Annotated in this window: 15 protein-coding genes and 1 riboswitch; of the genes, 14 read left to right on the top strand and 1 reads right to left on the bottom strand. The window is 69.8% G+C overall.

Going from position 1 to position 17,436, the window contains the following annotated elements; genetic code table 11:
* The first annotated feature begins 48 nt into the window (after nucleotides 1-48).
* The 7 genes from fmt (at nucleotide 49) to ABD893_RS11560 (ending at nucleotide 6,109) form a co-directional block, all read left to right on the top strand.
* Nucleotides 49-1,014 (top strand): methionyl-tRNA formyltransferase, encoded by a 966-nt coding sequence (fmt, locus tag ABD893_RS11530; protein ID WP_345080007.1) that lies wholly within the window; start codon nucleotides 49-51, stop codon nucleotides 1,012-1,014.
* The gene (locus ABD893_RS11535) at nucleotides 1,011-2,591 is read left to right on the top strand and encodes an RsmB/NOP family class I SAM-dependent RNA methyltransferase (protein ID WP_345080010.1); all 1,581 of its coding nucleotides are present in this window, start codon (nucleotides 1,011-1,013) and stop codon (nucleotides 2,589-2,591) included. The genes fmt and ABD893_RS11535 overlap by 4 nt, the downstream gene beginning before the upstream one ends.
* The gene (gene rpe / locus ABD893_RS11540) at nucleotides 2,588-3,274 is read left to right on the top strand and encodes a ribulose-phosphate 3-epimerase (protein WP_345080013.1); all 687 of its coding nucleotides are present in this window, start codon (nucleotides 2,588-2,590) and stop codon (nucleotides 3,272-3,274) included. The genes ABD893_RS11535 and rpe overlap by 4 nt, the downstream gene beginning before the upstream one ends.
* Before the next feature lie 103 nt (nucleotides 3,275-3,377).
* Nucleotides 3,378-3,495, top strand: a riboswitch (FMN riboswitch).
* Between the two features lie 92 nt (nucleotides 3,496-3,587).
* On the top strand, nucleotides 3,588-4,295 hold the full coding sequence (pnuC, locus tag ABD893_RS11545) for a nicotinamide riboside transporter PnuC (protein ID WP_345080016.1): 708 nt from the start codon (nucleotides 3,588-3,590) through the stop codon (nucleotides 4,293-4,295).
* A 61-nt stretch (nucleotides 4,296-4,356) separates the two neighbouring features.
* On the top strand, nucleotides 4,357-4,620 hold the full coding sequence (locus ABD893_RS11550) for a phosphoribosyl-ATP diphosphatase (RefSeq protein ID WP_345080019.1): 264 nt from the start codon (nucleotides 4,357-4,359) through the stop codon (nucleotides 4,618-4,620).
* Nucleotides 4,621-4,765: 145 nt separating this feature from the next.
* Nucleotides 4,766-5,623, top strand: a complete 858-nt coding sequence (hisG, locus tag ABD893_RS11555) for an ATP phosphoribosyltransferase (RefSeq protein ID WP_345080023.1) — start codon at nucleotides 4,766-4,768, stop codon at nucleotides 5,621-5,623.
* 21 nt (nucleotides 5,624-5,644) lie between these two features.
* On the top strand, nucleotides 5,645-6,109 hold the full coding sequence (locus tag ABD893_RS11560; protein ID WP_345080026.1) for a PH domain-containing protein: 465 nt from the start codon (nucleotides 5,645-5,647) through the stop codon (nucleotides 6,107-6,109).
* Between the two features lie 63 nt (nucleotides 6,110-6,172).
* Here ABD893_RS11560 and ABD893_RS11565 read toward each other — a convergent pair whose 3' ends face one another.
* Nucleotides 6,173-7,288, bottom strand: a complete 1,116-nt coding sequence (locus ABD893_RS11565; protein ID WP_345080029.1) for a DUF3866 family protein — start codon at nucleotides 7,286-7,288, stop codon at nucleotides 6,173-6,175.
* A 67-nt stretch (nucleotides 7,289-7,355) separates the two neighbouring features.
* Here ABD893_RS11565 and ABD893_RS11570 point away from each other — a divergent pair, with 67 nt between their 5' ends.
* The 7 genes from ABD893_RS11570 to lnt all read left to right on the top strand — a co-directional run bounded on the left by ABD893_RS11570 (nucleotide 7,356) and on the right by lnt (nucleotide 17,436).
* The gene (locus tag ABD893_RS11570; RefSeq protein WP_345080032.1) at nucleotides 7,356-9,359 is read left to right on the top strand and encodes a WYL domain-containing transcriptional regulator; all 2,004 of its coding nucleotides are present in this window, start codon (nucleotides 7,356-7,358) and stop codon (nucleotides 9,357-9,359) included.
* Nucleotides 9,360-9,491: 132 nt separating this feature from the next.
* Nucleotides 9,492-9,842 (top strand): Sec-independent protein translocase subunit TatA, encoded by a 351-nt coding sequence (gene tatA, locus ABD893_RS11575; RefSeq protein WP_345080035.1) that lies wholly within the window; start codon nucleotides 9,492-9,494, stop codon nucleotides 9,840-9,842.
* A gap of 83 nt (nucleotides 9,843-9,925) precedes the next feature.
* Nucleotides 9,926-10,849 carry a twin-arginine translocase subunit TatC gene (tatC, locus tag ABD893_RS11580; RefSeq protein WP_345080038.1) on the top strand — a complete coding sequence of 308 codons (924 nt, stop codon included), beginning with the start codon at nucleotides 9,926-9,928 and terminating at the stop codon, nucleotides 10,847-10,849.
* Complete coding sequence (locus ABD893_RS11585) at nucleotides 10,846-11,841, top strand: diacylglycerol/lipid kinase family protein (RefSeq protein ID WP_345080042.1); 996 nt, start codon at nucleotides 10,846-10,848, stop codon at nucleotides 11,839-11,841. Before tatC ends, ABD893_RS11585 begins: the two co-directional genes overlap by 4 nt.
* On the top strand, nucleotides 11,838-14,939 hold the full coding sequence (locus tag ABD893_RS11590; RefSeq protein WP_345080045.1) for a DEAD/DEAH box helicase: 3,102 nt from the start codon (nucleotides 11,838-11,840) through the stop codon (nucleotides 14,937-14,939). The genes ABD893_RS11585 and ABD893_RS11590 overlap by 4 nt, the downstream gene beginning before the upstream one ends.
* Nucleotides 14,936-15,751: a hypothetical protein gene (locus ABD893_RS11595; RefSeq protein ID WP_345080047.1), complete on the top strand. Its 816-nt coding sequence runs from the start codon at nucleotides 14,936-14,938 to the stop codon at nucleotides 15,749-15,751. Before ABD893_RS11590 ends, ABD893_RS11595 begins: the two co-directional genes overlap by 4 nt.
* A complete protein-coding gene (lnt, locus tag ABD893_RS11600) occupies nucleotides 15,748-17,436 on the top strand; it encodes an apolipoprotein N-acyltransferase (protein ID WP_345080049.1) in 1,689 nt (562 codons plus the stop codon). Before ABD893_RS11595 ends, lnt begins: the two co-directional genes overlap by 4 nt.

Below are 17,436 nucleotides of genomic sequence, written 5' to 3' on the forward strand. Positions count from 1 at the left end.
ATCACCCGCGACCAGACCCCCGCGGCGCCACCGTAGACTCGACGCATCATGCGACTGCTCTTCGCCGGCACCCCCGAGGCCGCCCTTCCCTCCCTGCGCACTCTGCTCGACTCCCACCACGAGATCGTCGGCGTGCTCACCCGGCCTGACGCGCCCGCGGGGCGCGGGCGCAAGCTCACGCCGTCACCGGTGAAGACCCTCGCCCTCGAGGCGGGCATCCCGGTGCTGGACCCGACCACGCTGCGGGACGAGACGGTGCAGCAGCAGATCCGAGAGCTCGCTCCGGATGCGGCGCCGGTGGTCGCCTACGGGAGCCTGATCCCGCAGGCCGCGCTCGACATCCCCCGCCACGGCTGGGTGAACCTCCACTTCTCGCTGCTGCCCGCCTGGCGCGGCGCAGCGCCCGCACAGCGGGCGGTCCTGTCCGGGCGCCGCGAGACCGGCATGAGCGTGTTCCGCCTCGAGAAGGGGCTGGACACCGGGGACCTGATCGCCACGGCACCCACCCTGATCGGCGAGTTCGAGACCTCCGGCGAGCTGCTGGAGCGGATGGCGATCGACGGCGCCCCGGTGCTGCTGGACGCGCTGAACGCGCTCGAGGATGGCACCGCCGTGTTCACGCAGCAGGAGCATTCCCTCGCCACCCACGCTGCGAAGCTCACCACAGCCGAAGCGATGATCGACTGGAGGCTCCCCGCGGAGCAGGTCGAAGCCCATATCCGCGGGATGAGCCCGCAGCCGGGGGCGTGGACGCTGCTGGATGGCGCCCGCACGAAGATCCTCGGCGTCGAGCAGGCCCCGGAACCGAGCTCGGAGCAGACTCCGCTGGCGCCCGGACAGATCATGGCGACCAAGCGTCAGATGCTCGTGGGCACCGGCACCGAGTCGGTCGCCCTCGCCACCCTCGCCCCGGCCGGGAAAAGGCCGATGCGCGCCGCGGACTGGGCCCGTGGTGCGAACCTCGCCCCCGAAGCCCGATTCACCAGCCAGCCGCAGGACGGAGCCAGCGCATGAACCAGGACCGACGCAGCAACCAGGACCGCGGCCGACGCGACGAGACCCCCCAGCGCGACCATCAGGGCCGCTCCCGTTCGGGATCGCGCGGGCAGGGAGGCCCTCGGCGCGGCTACTCCGAGTCCCGTCCTGCCGAGCGCACACGCCGCTCCACGCCCTCCCGGCAGGTCGCCTTCGAGGGACTGCGGATGGTGCGCGAGGAGGACTCCTATGCGAACCTGGTGCTGCCGAAGCTGCTGCGCAGCCACCAGGTCTCCGGCCGTGACGCCGCCTTCACCACCGAGCTGTTCTACGGCTCGCTGCGTGCCCAGGGCCGGCTCGATGCGATCATCGCCGCCTGCGTGGATCGCCCGCTGGAGAAGATCGACCCCCCGCTGCTGGACGTCCTGCGACTGGGCGCGTACCAGCTGCTGGACATGTCCGTCGCCCGGCACGCCGCGACCTCCGAGACCGTGGCGCTGGCCCGCTCGGTGGTGGGCGCCGGAGCCGCCGGATTCGCCAACGCCGTACTGCGCCGAGTGGGGGAGAAGGACCGCGAGCAGTGGCTGCTCGAGGTCGCCCCCGACCGTGACCAGGACCCGACCGGCTACCTCGCCGTGGTGTACTCCCACCCGCGCTGGGTGGTGCGTGCCCTGAGTGACGCGCTGGCTGGCCACGGCCGCTCCCGTGACGAGATCGAGGATCTGCTGGCCGCCCAGAATGCTGCCCCGGCGGTCTCCCTCGTGATGCGACCGGGCCTGACCGACCTCGACGAGCTGATCGACCACGGCGCGAGCCAGGGCCGGCTGAGCATCTTCGCGGCGTCCTGGCCCTCCGGGGATCCCGGTGGCATGGACCCGGTCAAGGAGGGACGCGTCGCGGTGCAGGACGAGGGCAGCCAGCTCGCAGCCCTCGCCCTCGCGCTCGGCGCGGATGACCTGGTCCTCGCCGAGGACCACCACTGGCTGGACCTCTGTGCAGGCCCCGGCGGGAAGGCCGCCCTGATGGGCGGGCTGACCGTCGGCCACGATGCGGACCTGCTGGCGGTCGAGCTGCAGCAGCATCGCACCGAGCTCGTCGATCGCGCCGTGGCGACCCTGCAGGATGCTGGCTGCGAGATCACCACCCGCACCGCCGACGGCACCACCATCGGCGAGGAGCTGCCCGGCCGCTTCTCCCGCGTCCTCGCCGACGTCCCCTGCTCCGGACTCGGCGCACTGCGCCGCCGCCCTGAGGCTCGCTGGCGTCGCACGCCCGCTGACATCGGTCAGCTCGGTGGGATCCAGCGCGGTCTGCTCAGCTCTGCCCTGGACGCCGTTGCCCCCGGGGGAGTGGTGGCCTATGTGACCTGCTCCCCGCACCTTGCCGAGACCCGGTTGATCGTCGCCGACGTGCTCAAGCGCCGCGACGACATCGAGCAGCTCGATGCGCGCGACCCGGTGCGCGCCGGGATGCTCCCCGCGGCTCAGCAGGACGTCGAGCTGGGCGAGGGCCCCGCGGTCCAGCTGTGGCCCCACATCCACGGCACCGATGCGATGTATATCCACCTGCTGCGCAAGCAGCCCGCCCCCACCGAGGAAGGACACCCGACGGCATGATCACCCCGTACTCGACCGACGGCCACTACATCCACCCCAGCATCCTCAACGCCGACTTCATGAGCATCGGCAGCGAGCTGGACAAGATCTCCAGCGCTGACAGCGTCCACGTCGACGTGATGGACAACCACTTCGTCCCGAACCTGACCTTCGGCCCCTCCATGGTCGAGCAGATCGTCCGGCGCAGCACCATCCCGATCGATGCGCACCTGATGATCGCTGACGCCGACACCGAGGCACCCGCCTACGCCGAAGCCGGCGCCGCATCGGTCACCTTCCACCTGGAGGCCGCCCGCGCCCCGGTCAAGCTCGCCCGCGACCTGCGCAAGAAGAACGTCCAGGTGGGTGTCGGCCTCCGGCCCGCCTCCGCGGTCGAGCCGCTCCTGGACATCATCGGCGAGTTCGACATGCTGCTGATCATGACCGTCGAGCCCGGTTTCGGCGGCCAGAGCTTCCTGGAGACGATGCTCCCCAAGATCCGTCGGGCGCGTGCAGCGATCAGCGAGTCCAACCTCGAGGTGTCGATCCAGGTCGACGGTGGGGTCAGCCGCGAGACCATCGAACGCTGCGCCGAGGCCGGTGCGAACGTCTTCGTCGCGGGCTCGGCGATCTATCGCGCTCAGGATGCGGCCGAGGAGATCTCCGCCCTGCGCGAACTCGCTCGGGGCCACGCCGCGCACTGATCAGCAGGAACCTCTTCTGCGGCGGCTCCCGGGGCTGTCACCTGCGTTCATGCATCGCCCGGTGACGGCGCCGACGGTCTACGATGGTCCAGTCACGACCAGTGACGTGCTCCGGGGTCGGTGAAATTCCGAGCCGGCGGTGACAGTCCGCGACCCGCTTCGGCGGTGGAGCCGGTGAAATTCCGGCACCGACAGTACAGCCTGGATGAGAGGCGCACGTCCTGCATGTCGCCGGGCGCCCTCAGCGCTCCCCGGCGCCATGCCGGAACCTTTTTCCCCCGGAGCCACTGCATCCGACGGTGAAAGGACCGACATGGATTTTCTGCAGTGGCTCTTCGACGCGCGAATCGATTTCGCGGGCGGACAGTTCCTTCTTCTGCGCGAGGTGCTCGGCAACGTCTTCGGTCTGCTCAGCGCTCTGGGCGGCATGCGGCGAAAGGTTTGGGCCTGGCCCATCGGCATCGTCGGCAATGTGCTGCTGCTGACGGTGTTCATGGGCTCGGTGTTCGGCAACCCGAACTCCGTGGACCTGCTCGGCCAGGCCGGCCGGCAGGTGATGTTCATCGCCACCAGCGTCTACGGCTGGCAGCGGTGGCGGCAGGCCAAGCACGACGGCGGCACCGCCGTGGAGCCTGAGTGGGCCTCCTGGGGGACGCGTGTGCTGCTGCTGGTCGCCCTGGTGGGCGGGACCGCCGCGCTGACTCCGCTGTTCCGGGTGCTGGGCTCCTACGAGCCGGTCTGGGCCGACGCCTGGATCTTCATGGGCAGCCTGCTGGCGACCTTCGGCATGGCCAAGGGCTGGGTCGAGTTCTGGCTGATCTGGGTCGCGGTCGACATCGTCGGTGTCCCGCTGCTGCTCGACGCCGGGTACTACGCGAGCGCTTTCATGTATGTCTTCTACGGTGCCTTCACCCTGATCGGGTTCTTCGTCTGGTGGGGCGTGCGCAGCCGGCGCCAGGTCGAGGAGACCCGGGTGACGGTGGAGACCGCGCATCTGGATCCCACCGTGCGCCGGGAGTGAGGCGGCTTCCAGCAGGTGGTCCTCTGAACGGGCCACCTGCGGGACCGCGTATCCTGTCGATGTGAAGGATTTCGAGGCGCTGTTCGCCGAACTGACTGAGAAGGCCCAGACCCGACCTGAGGGGTCGGGCACCGTCCGCGAACTCGATGGCGGAGTCCATCAGATCGGGAAGAAGATCGTCGAAGAGGCCGCCGAGGTGTGGATGGCCTGCGAGTACGAGTCCGACGAGGATGCCGCCATGGAGATCAGCCAGCTGCTCTATCACGTGCAGGTGATGATGATCGCCAAGGGCATCTCGCTCGAGGACGTGTACCGACAGCTCTGACCGGTCTCGGTCTGCGCTCGGGGCTGGCCCCCGGTCTCCGCATCGAACCGGCCTGCCGCGATCTCCCCCGTGAGCGGGCCCCTCATTCCTGTCCCTCCCGTCTCCCACCCCCACTCGTGGCCGCTCCGGCGGCCGAGGAGGATCCGTGCTCCGCATCGCCGTCCCCAACAAGGGCGCCCTGTCCGAACCCGCCGCCGACCTACTCCAGGAGGCCGGCTACCGGCGCCGCGGCACGGCCAAGGAGCTCGTCGTGGTCGACGAGGAGAACGGCGTCGAGCTGTTCCACCTGCGCCCCCGCGACATCGCGGTGTACGTGGGCTCCGGCACCGTCGACGTCGGCATCACCGGCCAGGACATGCTGCTGGACTCCCGCACCCCGGCCGACGAGATCCTCCCGCTGGGCTTCGCCCGCTCGACATTCCGCTTCGCAGCACCCGCGGGGACCCGCCACGATGTCACCGAGTTGCAGGGTGCCCGCATCGCCACCAGCTACGAGAACCTCGTCGAGGACTACCTCGCCGAACGCGGCGTCACCGCCGAGGTCGTGCACCTCGACGGGGCAGTGGAGTCCTCGATCCGGCTCGGCGTCGCCGACGTGATCGCCGACGTGGTCGAGACCGGCAGCACGCTGCGCCAGGCAGGGCTCGAGCCCTTCGGCGAAGCGATCATGACCAGCGAGGCGGTGCTCTTCTCCCGCCCCGGATTGGAGCTCGACGAGATCGGCACCCACGCCCTCGAGGTCCTCGCGCGGCGCATCCGCGGCGTGCTGGTGGCCCGCGAATACGTGATGCTCGACTACGACATCCCCTCAGCGCTGCTCGAGCGCGCCGTCGAGATCACCCCGGGGCTGCAGTCCCCGACGGTCTCGCCGCTCCACGGCGGCGAGTGGTCCGCGGTGCGGGCCATGGTGGACACCCGCTCCGCCCACCGCATGATGGATGACCTCTACGACGCCGGCGCCCGCGCGATCCTGGTCACCGCGATCCAGGCCTGCCGCATCTGATCTGCTGACTCTCAGAGAGCGATGAGCACCCCCGCAGCGGACCCGCAGCCGGGGGAGGCCCGCGCCTCGATCGTGCTGCGGCCCCGCGCGGTACGGGTGGCCGCCTACCTCAGCGCAGTCATCGTCATGGCGGGGATGATCGCGGGCGCGGTGCTGATCACGAGCTTCCAGTGGGGCGGTCGGCTCGGTCTGGTCGCCGTCGGCGTGCTGGTCTTCCTCTTCTGCCATCTCGAGGCCTCGGTCATGGTCACTGCGCGACCCGAGGCGCTGGTGGTGCGGAATCTGATGAGCACACGCACCCTGGAATGGGCCGAGGTGATCGGAATCAGCTTCCCGATGGGCGATCCCTGGGCGCATCTGGACCTGGCCGACGGTTCGACCCTCGCCCTGCAGGCGATTCAGCGCTACGACGGTGACCGTGCGATCGCCGCCGCGCATCTGCTGCGGAGGCTGGTGCAGGAGCGGGGCGAGGCTGTCGGAGACTGAGCCCGCTTCGCCGCACGGGGCCGCAGCCCGCAGGCGGTGACGCTCGGTGCGCGGGTGCTGCGGTCAGTCCCGCGGTGCGAGGGATGCAGCGCAGCGTCCCGCGAGCGCCGCGTACTGGAAGGCGGAGGGGTCCTCGGCCAGGGTGCGGCCCATCGTGGTCATCCGCACCGGCATCTCCTCGAGCGCATCGCGCAGCCCCTTGGCATCGACCTCGATGAGCTGATGGCGCACCCCCCGCTTCTCCGCAGGCTTGAGGATCGTCGTCTTCACCTGTTTACGGACTGACTCATGAAAAGCATTGTAACGACTGTCGTTGCGGGGGAGCACAGGCAGGTGCACCGGAGCGAGCAGGGCTCGACCGAAGGTGGTCGAGGAGTGATGAGACAGACCGCGATGCCGCTTCCGCTCATCAGCCCCGGAAACCCGCAGCGTCGCCACCGGGCGGCCGCCGAGGACTGCGGCCGCGTGGACCACCTCGGCCGCCTGCAACCCGGAGAAGCCCCAGCCGGTGCCGGTGCCCAGGTTGCCGGGACCCTGGATCACGATCGCGACGTCGGCGCCGACCACGTGCTTCGCACCGAGCAGTGCCGAATGCACGGTCACCGCCTCGAGATCCCCGCCGAAGGACTGCCCGGCGCTGATCACGGAGGCCAGCAGATCAGCCTCCCGCAGCCGCGCGGCGATCCGGGAGTACGCGGCAGGCAGCGCGGCGGCGTCGGTATGCACGTAAGCGATCTTCGCAGTGCGCCGCTCGGCACGGATGCCCGCGATGATCGCGGGCAGCGAGGAGTGGAGATCGGCGACCACGACCGGCATTCCCGCGATGTCCTTCGCGGCGCGCACCGTCTCGTAGTGCTCCCCTTCGGGATCATCGAGCGCATCCACCATCGTCTGCATCGGGGTGTAGCGAGCCTTGACCATGTGCCCGCTGCTCTCCGTCGCCTCGGGCAGCACGTCCAGGCGGGCCACCACCATGGCGTCCCCGCCGGTGCCCAGCTCGCGGCGCAGCGCATTGGTGTTCAGCAGCACCCGCTCGCCCGGCCGGGGCGTGCCGGTCAGCTCTCGATAGGCGATGGCGGTGACCGTCCCCGCATCGTCATCGAGCTCGATCTCGAGCCGATCCACACCGTGCCAGGAGCTCAGCGCGTCCTTCACGGTTCCCCGTTCCCATCGCAGCATGAGCACAGCCTAGAGCCGTCGCGGGGAAGCGGCCCCTTCAGCCTGCTCGGCCGGATAGTCTGACCGGGTGGCTTCGAAGAATGTGGAGAGACTCCTCAACGTCATCATGACCATCGGCTCCCGGCGCCGGATCGATCGCGCCAAGCTCTTCTCCGTCATCCCCGATTATGCGAATGCGGTCTCCGACCAGGCCGCGGAGCGGATGTTCGAGCGGGACAAGGCAGCGATCCTCGAGCTCGGCCTGCCTCTGGCGACCGAGCGCGATCTGCTCGACGAGAACACGGTGTACTACCGGATCGAGACGGCGCGCTCCGGAGCGGTGCTGGATCTCACCACCGAGGAGTACACGGTGCTGCTCGCGGCGAGCCGTGCCTGGGACGCGGCGGCGGCCGGAGGAGCGGCCCGCCGGGTGCGCTCCAAGCTGCTGAGCCTCGGCCATGACGCGGACCCCGATCTGCTGCGACGCACCCCGCGCGGCGCGGTGGAATCCCTGCCCGTGCTCTCGCCGCTGCTGGATGCGGTGGTGGGCGGCAGGACCGTCCGGTTCACCTATCGCGCCACTCACGGCGCACCGTCGGAGCGTCGGGTCGAGCCCTGGGTGGTCGGGGTGCACGAAGGGCACTGGTACGTCTATGGCTGGGACCTGGATCGTGCGGCGCCGCGCCTCTTCCGCGCCTCCCGCATCGAGTCCTTCCCAGCGGATATCGCTGCGGCCCAGCAGCCTCGGCCTGAGGACACGGATCTCTCGGGCGTGCTCGAGCGGATGCTCGACAGCGACGAGCGGGACTCCGCCGTGCTGCGCGCGGTGCCCTACAAGGCGCTGTCGCTGCGCGACCGGGCGGGAGCAGCGCTCGACGCTGAACTCCTCACCCTGCCGAGCCTCCCGCGTCCTGCTGCGCGGCGCCTGCTGCTGGGAGACATCCGCTGGGTCCAGCTGCTCGAGCCGACCGCATGGCGGGAGGAGCTCGCCCAGGTGCTGAGCTCGATCGCTGACCTGCACGCCCAGGAGCCTCAGCTTTCGGGACTGGAAGCGGCGACCGGTCGCCCGACGCCCAGGATCAGGCTCACCCCTCAGAGCGGTGACCATCTCTCGCGGCTGATCTCCGCGGCCTCCTATGTGCTCAGCCGTGGCGAAGCCGATCTGGCGGAGCTCGCCGAGGCCCTCGCCATCACCGAGAAGCAGCTGGTGACAGATCTGCAGGTGCTGTTCGTCTGCGGCGATATGGGGGATGGCTGGGAAGATCTCATCGAGGCGGAATGGGAGCACGGCACGGTACGGGTGCGCAACGCCGAGCCCCTGCGGCGTGCACTGAGCCTCAGCGCGGTCGAGATCACCGCGCTGCTGGCGGGCCTCGCGGCCCTCGAGCCCGTCGCCGGCCAGGCCGAGCGGACCGTGGCCTCGGCGCGCGCCAAACTGCTGGCCGGCGCGACAGGGGACCCCGCCGCGTCCGTGCCGGTGCCCACCCGCTCAGACCTGGCTGACGCGATCTCCGCCGATGAGATGGCCGCCCGCACCGCGGACCGTGCGGAGTCGGTCCTGGCCGCAGTGCACGTTGCGCTGCGCGCCGACCCTGGGACAGAGAGCGGCGCAGACAGCGGGCAGCTCGTCATCCGCTACTCCTCCTCGGACCGGCCGGGCACCAGCGTGCGCCGGATCCGGCCGCTGCGCATCGAGAGCGATGGAGTGCGCTCCTACCTGCTCGCGGACTGCGAGCTCGCTGGCGCTGAGCGCCGATTCCGCCTGGACCGGGTGGTCGAGATCCTGCCCCCCGACACCGAGATGGGGCGCGCCGAGGCAGGGGAGCAGCCGGCCCTGGCCGGACGCGTCGAGGGGGAGGTCTGGCTGCGGCTCGCCCCCGCCGGTCAGTGGATCGCCGAATCGTTCGGCGCCGCCGAGATGCGCGACGGCGGTGACGGTGAGGCCTTCGCCCGGCTGGACGCGCCACTGCTGGCACCACTGGTGGATGCGGTGCTGGAATCTGCCGGCGCGGCCGAGGTGCTCGCGCCACGTGACCTCAGAGACACGATCGTGACCGTTGCGCGCGACGGCGCGGTACGTCACACCTCGTAGAAGCCGTTACTCTGGGACGACCCGCCGTGCGGTGGGCCGAGCCGCCACCGTGGCGACCCGTCCGGCGCCCAGTCCGCTGTGGGATGATAGGTGCGCCCGCGCTATCTCGTGGCGCTGTTGAAAGGGACTTCCATGAACTTCTTCCGCAACCCCTGGGCGATCGTTCTGCTGATCGTGCTGGTGATCCTTCTGTTCGGAGCGAACAAGCTCCCGGGTCTGGCCCGAAACATGGGCAAGTCGATGCGCATCTTCAAGAGCGAGGTCGAGGAGCTCCGCGGCGAGGAGAAGCCCTCCGACGACGAGGACGAGGATGACCGCCCCGTCCGCGCTTCCCGCCCCCGTGAGGATCGTGACCGGGCACCCCGCGACGACCGCGACCGTGCACCCCGTGATGACCGCGAGTACAACCCCCGCGATGACGCGGATCGCGATCGCGAGCCGATCCGCGCCCGCGATGACGACGATTCCTACCGTCGCGACTGAGCATCTCGGCGCAGAACGCGCCGTCGACAGCGGGTCCGGGCGGGAGACCGTCCGGGCCCGGAGCGCTGGGAGGAAGCAGATCCGTGGCGAGTGATACGCAGGGACGCGGGCAGACCGAATCGGAGCCCGCGGAGAAGTCAGGGGAGAAGTCACGCAGGGACCCCGAGGGGCGGATGTCGCTCGGCGAGCATCTCGTCGAGCTGCGCAACAGGTTGGTGATCAGTGCGATCACCGTGCTGCTGCTCTCCATCCTGGGCTGGTTCCTGTTCCCGTGGGTCTTCGACGCCGTCAAGGCGCCGATCGAGGCCGCCAGCGAGGACTCCGACCTCCAGTCCCTGATCAACTTCCAGGGCGTGGGCCAGGGCCTGAATGTCAAGCTGCAGATGGCCGCGTACATCGGCCTGATCCTGTCCTCACCGATGCTCATCGCGCAGATCTGGCTGTTCGTGATGCCTGGGCTGCACAAGAACGAGCGCAAGTACGCGATCGGGTTCTTCGGCTCCGCGATCCCGCTGTTCTTCATCGGCTGCGTGGCCGGCTATTGGGCCGTGAGCCAGCTGGTGCCGGTGCTGATGAGCTTCACGCCCACCGAGGGCTCGGTCTCGCAGATCATTCCGTACGACCAGTATCTCGCCCTGCTGATCAAGACGATGCTCGCCTTCGGCGTCGCCTTCGTGATGCCGGTGGTGATGGTGCTGCTGAACTTCATGGGGCTGGTCAGCGGCAAGGCGATGCTCAAGGCGTGGCGCTGGATCATCTTCCTGAGCTTCGCGTTCACCGCCGTCATGGTTCCCACCCCGGAGCCGATCACCCTGATCGCGATGTCCGCAGCGATCGCCAGCCTCTTCTTCGGGGCGATCGTGATCTCGCTGATCCATGATCGTCGCAAGGGACGAGCCTCGGGCGACGAGGATCTCGATGACGACCAGGCCAGCAGCATCGACGACGAGGTGGAGAAGGTCGACGGACCGTCCCGCCTCGATGCCGCCGACGAGGACGGGCGGTGAGCAGACTCCGTGTGGGTCTGCTCGCCAATCCCACCGCCGCGCAGGGAGCCGCGCATCGAGTCGGCCGCCAGGTCGGTCACCTGCTGCGGCTGGCCGGGATCTCCGTGGTCGACCTCTCGGCCCCCTCCGCTCACCTCGCGCGAGCCCGCGCCGAGGAGGTCCGCGACTCGCTGACCGCGCTGGTGGTGGTGGGCGGGGATGGCACCGTCTCACTCGGCGCCGAGATCGTGGCCGGCTCTCCGGTGCGGCTCGGGATCGTCCCGGCCGGCAGCGGGAATGACTTCGCACGCGCCCTCGGCCTGTCGATCAACGACCCGGAGGAGTCCACCAGGGCACTCCTGCATGCCCTGTCCCGCCCGGTGGTGACGATCGACGCGATCGAGATCATCGCCGCCGGTGAACATGCGCTGCCGCACCGTTCGCTCGCTCTGGGCAATGTCAATCTCGGCTTCGATGCCCTGGTCAACGCTCGTGCCAACAGTTCGCGGGCCCGACACACCATCCGCTATGCGGCCGCGCTGATGCGCGAGCTGCCTGCCTTCACCCCCCTGCCATATTGGATGGAGATCGACGGCGGTGAGCGGATCGAGCTGGATGCGACGATCCTGACGCTCTGCAGCTCGGGCATCTTCGGCGGCGGGATGCGGATCGCCCCCGGGTCGCGGATCGATGACGGCATGCTCGAGCTGGTCACCGTCGCCGGGATCGGCCGCAGCCAGCTGCTGCGTTTCTTCCCCCGTGTCTACCAGGGCACCCACACGGCTTTGGACGCCGTGAAGATCCAGCCCGTGCGCGAGGTGACCTTCGGCCTGCGCCATGGCCGATCGCTGCGCGCCTACGCCGACGGCGAACCCCGCTCGCTGCTGCCCTTGACGGCTCGAGTGCTGCCCGGAGCGGTACGGCTGCTCGCCGAGCTGCCGGGCACCACGGAAGCCGTCGACAGCAACGACGACGGCAGCAGCGAAGCCGACAGCAACGAAGGAGCTCAGTGACCTCTCCCTCTCCCTCCGAGCGCTACGCCCAGTGGAAGCTGGAACAGCAGCAGGAACAGTCCTCCCGAGAGCTCACCGCCTTCACCGCCCGCTACCCCTTCGAGCTCGATGAATTCCAGCTGGCCGGCGGGCGGGCACTCGAGAGCGGCTCCTCGGTCCTGGTCGCCGCCCCCACCGGCGCCGGGAAGACCGTGGTCGGAGAGTTCGCGGTGCATCTCGCTCAGGCCCGCGGCCACAAGGTCTTCTACACCGCACCGATCAAGGCGCTGTCCAACCAGAAGTTCGGTGAACTGGTGGACTGGCTGGGCACTGAACGCGTGGGCCTGCTGACCGGCGACACGTCGATCCGCCCCGATGCCGACGTGGTCGTGATGACCACCGAGGTGCTGCGCAACATGCTCTACGCCGACTCCGACCTCCTGCAGGGACTGGGATTCGTGGTGATGGATGAGGTGCACTATCTCGCTGATCGCCTGCGCGGACCGGTGTGGGAAGAGGTCATCATCCACCTCGACCGCTCGGTGCAGCTGGTCTCGCTCTCGGCGACGGTCTCCAATGCCGAGGAGTTCGGCGCCTGGCTGCAGGAGGTGCGGGGGAGCACCGAGATCATCGTCTCCGAGACGCGCCCGGTGCCGCTGTGGCAGCACGTGATCGCCGGGGACGAGCTCCTGGACCTCTTCGTCGACGCCGATGGCGAAGCTGTGGTGTCCCAGGGACCCGGCGCCCGCAGCGACCGCCAGGTGAACCCCGAGATCGAACGCATCACCTCGTTCTCGCTGCCGATCGACGAGCGCACCGGAGGCGCCCGCGGCAAGGACTACCGAGGAAGGAAGGGCACTGGCGGCCGCCACCGCCCCCGCGGCTCCGGCCAGCATCGCCCTCCCCACAAGCGCAGAGGGCGCGGCCCCAGCGCCTATGACGGCAGCGGCTACAGCGGCAGCGGCAGCGGCAGCCGAGACGGACGGAACGACGGCGGTCGACACGACGGCAGGAGCAGCGGAAGCGGCCAGCACGGCGCCGACAGCCGCCGCCACGATGGGCGCGAGGGCACGCACAGCAGGAACCAGGGGGCTCACGGGCCCGGGATGCCCCAGCGCACGATGCGGCGCCCCGAGGTCGTAGAGCTGCTGGAGCAGGCAGCGCTGCTGCCCGCGATCATGTTCATCTTCTCCCGCGCCGGCTGCGAGGGTGCGGTGCAGCAGTGCGCGCGAGCTCGTCTGCACCTCACGGACGACCAGGAGCGGCGCGAGATCCGAGCGGTGCTCGACGAGCAGCTGGCCGGAATCGGAGTCGAGGATGAAGAGGTCCTCGGCATCGCTTCCTTCCGCCGCGCGGTGCTCGACGGCTTCGCCGCCCACCACGCAGGGATGCTGCCGCTGCTGAAGACGGTGGTCGAGTTGCTCTTCGCACGGGGCCTGATCAAAGTCGTCTTCGCCACCGAGACCCTCGCCCTGGGCATCAACATGCCTGCCCGCTCGGTGGTGCTCGAGAAGCTCGTGAAGTTCAACGGAGTCGATCATGCGGACCTCACGCCGGGGGAGTTCACGCAGCTCACCGGGCGCGCAGGGCGGCGTGGCATCGACACCGAGGGCCATGCGGTGGTCGTGGCAGGCCCGCGGTTCGACGCTCCCGCCGTGGCCTCTCTCGCCTCGAAGCGCACCTATCCCTTGCGCTCGGCCTTCCGACCCACCCCGAATATGGCCGTGAACCTGCTGGAGCGATTCGATCTGGCCCGGGCACGGGAGACCCTCGAGACCAGCTTCGCGCAGTTCCAAGCCGATCGCTCCGTGGTCGGGCTCGCCCGGCGTGCCCGTGAACTCGAGGACACCATCGCGTCCTATCAGGAGGCGGTGACCTGCGACCGCGGAGATCTGCTCGAGTACGCCGAGCTCCAGGAAGCCGTCTCCCAGCGCGAGAAGGCCCTCGCCCAGGCCCGCGCCGCCGCGGACCGGGACCGTGCCCGCTCGGTCCTCGGGGATCTCCGCCGCGGTGACGTGATCACGATGCCCGGCGGTAAGCGCCGCGGGTACGCGGTGGTGCTGGGCGTGGACCGGGCCGTGCTCGGCGGTCCTCAGGTGGACCTGCTGGATACCGAGGGTCGACGTCGCAGCCTGCGCCCCGGAGACGTCCCCACGCCGCCGGCCGTGATCGACACCCTGCGCCTCCCGCCCCAGGACGCCCTGGGCAGCGGCAAGGTGCGCAAGGACACCGCGGCCGCGCTGCGGCAGCGACTGGCCGGACAGGACGAAGGCGCCGGCGGTGAACGTCGACGGCGCGTGGCGCGCACACCGTCGGCCGCCGCCACCGATGAGCAGCTGCTCGCCCTGCGCGAACAGCTGAGCGCCCATCCCTGCGCGGAATGCTCGGACCTGGAGTCGCATCTGCGCTGGGTGGGACGGTGGCGCAAGAGCCGTGCGGAGCTCGAGGGAGTGCAGCGCAAGATCCGCGGACGCACCAGCTCTCTGGCCCGTCAGTTCGACCTCCTCAGCGGCCTGCTCATCGAGCTCGGCTATCTCGAACGGGTCAGCAGCTCCTCCACGGACTTCGTCCTGGATGCCTCCGAGGGTGCTGCGTCAGCAGACGAAGCACCAGCGGAGCTGCGACCGACAGCGAGCGGCCTGCGCTTGCGCCGGCTGTTCAGCGACCGGGACCTCCTGATCGCCGAGTGCCTTGAGCACGGGGCCTGGTCGGGGCTCTCCGCCGCTGGGCTGGCCGCCGTGGTCTCCGCTGCGGTGCATGAGTCTCGCCGGGACGATCGCGCCCCGGAACTGATCCCCGAGCCTGCGGTGGGTGACGCGCTGGAGGCTTCCGCCCGCGTCGCTGCACGTCTGCAAGCGGCGGAGAGCCGTTTCGGCATCACGCCCACCAGCGCCCCTGACCCGGCGATCTCCGCCATCGTGTACCGCTGGGCAGAGGGCCTGCACCTGGCCGCGGCACTGGAGGGGAACGATCTGCCGCCCGGGGACTTCGTGCGGCACTGCCGTCAGGTGATCGATATGCTCGATCAGCTCACCGCAGATCCCGAGCTCGGACAGCTCGCGCGGGAGGCGATCAGGGCTGTGCGGCGTGGTCTGGTGGCGCAGGAGATCGACCGATGAGCGTATTCCCAGGCGGACGCGAGAAGCTTGACCCTGTGAGTCAGAGCGACCTTCTTCAGACCCCCGCGGCCGGGCAGCCCGCCGCCCCGATGCTCTACACCGGGATCGTGCTGTACAGCGCCAGCGACCCGGAGGCCTCCGCGATGCTGGTCGCTGACGGTCTCATCGCCTGGACCGGACCGGAGAACACCGCGCAGGTGCTCCACGGCGATGTTCAGCAGGTCGACGCGACCGGCTGCCTGATCACCCCGGGCTTCGTGGACGCCGCCGCGACAGCCGACGGCTCCGCCCCCGACCCCTCGGGCGATGCCGCCGCCATCGCGCTCGGCATCGTGCTGCGACTGCCCGGTCCCACCGGCTCCCGGGAGGGCGTGCGCGTCGTCGCCCCGGTGAGCGAGAGCGCCGACTATCTGGACCTGCTGGCTGATGGCACCCCGCTCGCCTTCGCCTCCGCGGGGGAGGCCGCCGCGGCCAATCCCTGGGACTGGGTGCGCGGCGCCGCCCGCACCAGCCCCGCCGATCAGCGCATCAGCGACCGGGCCGCTTTCCTTGCCGCCACGCGCGGCGGGCAGCGAGTGGCGGGGAACCGTCATCCCGGATCCCTGCAGACGGGCATCCCGGCGACGTTCGTGGTGTGGGAGCCGTGGGATCTCACGGTCCGCTCGCATGCCGAGCGGGTGGACAGCTGGTCCACCGACCCGCGTTCCCGCACCCCGCTGCTGCCCGACCTGGACCAGGGGACCCCGCGTGCCCTGCGCACCGTGGTGGACGGCAGGATCCTCCACGACCAGCTCGAGCAGGACGGCGGATGACGGCGACCACCCGAGCAAGAACGTCACGCGAGCGCAGCCGTCGGTCCCACGACGAGTTCACCCCCACACCCTGGCCGGTTGCGCTGCTGTGCGGTGGTCTCGGTGGCCTCTGCGCATTGCTGGCCTTCCCGCCCTATGGCATGTGGATGCTGCTGCCGGTGGGAATCGCACTGCTCGGGGCGGGACTGCTGGTGCGCTCCGCCGGACTCGCCGTGCTCGTCTCGCTGGCCTGGGGGCTGGCGTTCTTCGTCCCGCTGACGCATTGGGCGAGCACCTACGCCGGCGAGATGCCCTGGATCGCGCTGGGTGTCTTCGAAGCGCTCTACATCGTGCTGTTCGGGCTGCTTGCACGCACCGTGATGGTGCGCCGGGGACTGTGCGTCTCCAGCTCGCTGATCGTCGCAGCGCTCTGGGTGGGGGTGGAGACCCTGCGCAGCACCGCGCCATGGGGAGGTCTGTCCTGGGGAGCCAGCGCCTTCGCGCTGGCCGACTCGCCGCTGCTGAACCTCGGGCCCTGGATCGGGATGGCCGGGCTCTCGCTGGTGACCGCACTGCTCGGCCAGCTGCTGCTGTTCGGTGCCCTTGCCCTGCTGGGAAGGCGCCGCCGCGGCCTGATCGGCTTCTCCGGTGTGTGGCCGTGGGCGATCGCGGTGACCCTCGTGCTGGTCACCGTGGTGGTCCCGTATCCGCACAATCGCGCACCCGTGGATCGACCCGCCATGACGATCGCCGCCGTCCAGGGCTCGATGGACGAGATCGACCCGATCTCCTTCACCATGCCGGACGACGTCTTCGAGAACCATCTGGCCGTGACCCGCGAGACGATCGAGCGGACCGCAGAGGACGGCACCCAGCTGGATCTGATCGTCTGGCCCGAGGACTCCACCGGCTGGGATCCGCGCCAGGACCCGGTGCTGGCCGCCCAGCTGACCTCTGCGGCTGAGGATGCCGGTGCGCCGATCCTGATCGGCACCCAGGCCCGGGTGGGGGAGACCGAGCGGCTGAACCAGTCGGTGCTGTTCACCCCCGAGGAGACCACGCCGTACCAGTACTCCAAGCGGCATCCGGTGCCTTTCGGGGAGTACATCCCGATGCGCGGGCTGTTCAGCAAGCTCACCGACAAGGTCGATCTGGTGTCCTTGGACATGATCCCGGGGGAGGAGGTCGGGGTGATGGATCTGGCCGCCATCGATCAGGGCGAGGGGAAGGTGGGGATCCTGATCTGCTTCGAGATCGCCTATGAGTCCCTCGTCCACGATGTCGTCGATGAGGGCGCCGAGGTGATCGTGGTGCAGTCCAACAACGCACTGTTCGGCGACTCCCACGAAGCCATCCAGCAGCTCGCCCAGGCGAAGGTGATGGCCGTGATGTCCGGCCGCAGCGTCGTCCACATCTCCACCGTCGGCCAATCAGCGATCTTCAGCCCGGAAGGACGCCAGATCGACTACGTCGGCCACTGGGAAGAGGGCGCGCTGCTGGCCGATGTCCCCCTCCGTACCGGCATCACCCCCGCGGTCGCGGCAGGTCCCTGGATCTCCATCACGATCTCGGCACTCGGACTGCTGGGACTGCTGTCCGCACTGACGACCGACCGTCGGGCCCTCGCCCGCACCGCCTCCACCCGTGGCGCCCCGACCCGCACCGCACCTTCCCGCACCACCGCCCGTACCCGTCGAGGACAGTGA

This window comes from Brachybacterium paraconglomeratum (assembly GCF_039541415.1).
GTDB lineage: Bacteria > Actinomycetota > Actinomycetes > Actinomycetales > Dermabacteraceae > Brachybacterium > Brachybacterium paraconglomeratum_A.

What these genes read in the sequence shown, in the direction of transcription:
- fmt (WP_345080007.1), top strand. Translation starts at nt 49, where the DNA reads ATGCGACTGCTCTTCGCCGGCACCCCCGAGGCCGCCCTTCCCTCCCTG.
- ABD893_RS11535 (WP_345080010.1), top strand. Translation starts at nt 1,011, where the DNA reads ATGAACCAGGACCGACGCAGCAACCAGGACCGCGGCCGACGCGACGAG.
- rpe (WP_345080013.1), top strand. Translation starts at nt 2,588, where the DNA reads ATGATCACCCCGTACTCGACCGACGGCCACTACATCCACCCCAGCATC.
- pnuC (WP_345080016.1), top strand. Translation starts at nt 3,588, where the DNA reads ATGGATTTTCTGCAGTGGCTCTTCGACGCGCGAATCGATTTCGCGGGC.
- ABD893_RS11560 (WP_345080026.1), top strand. Translation starts at nt 5,645, where the DNA reads ATGAGCACCCCCGCAGCGGACCCGCAGCCGGGGGAGGCCCGCGCCTCG.
- ABD893_RS11565 (WP_345080029.1), bottom strand. Translation starts at nt 7,288, where the DNA reads ATGCTGCGATGGGAACGGGGAACCGTGAAGGACGCGCTGAGCTCCTGG.
- tatA (WP_345080035.1), top strand. Translation starts at nt 9,492, where the DNA reads ATGAACTTCTTCCGCAACCCCTGGGCGATCGTTCTGCTGATCGTGCTG.
- ABD893_RS11595 (WP_345080047.1), top strand. Translation starts at nt 14,936, where the DNA reads ATGAGCGTATTCCCAGGCGGACGCGAGAAGCTTGACCCTGTGAGTCAG.
- lnt (WP_345080049.1), top strand. Translation starts at nt 15,748, where the DNA reads ATGACGGCGACCACCCGAGCAAGAACGTCACGCGAGCGCAGCCGTCGG.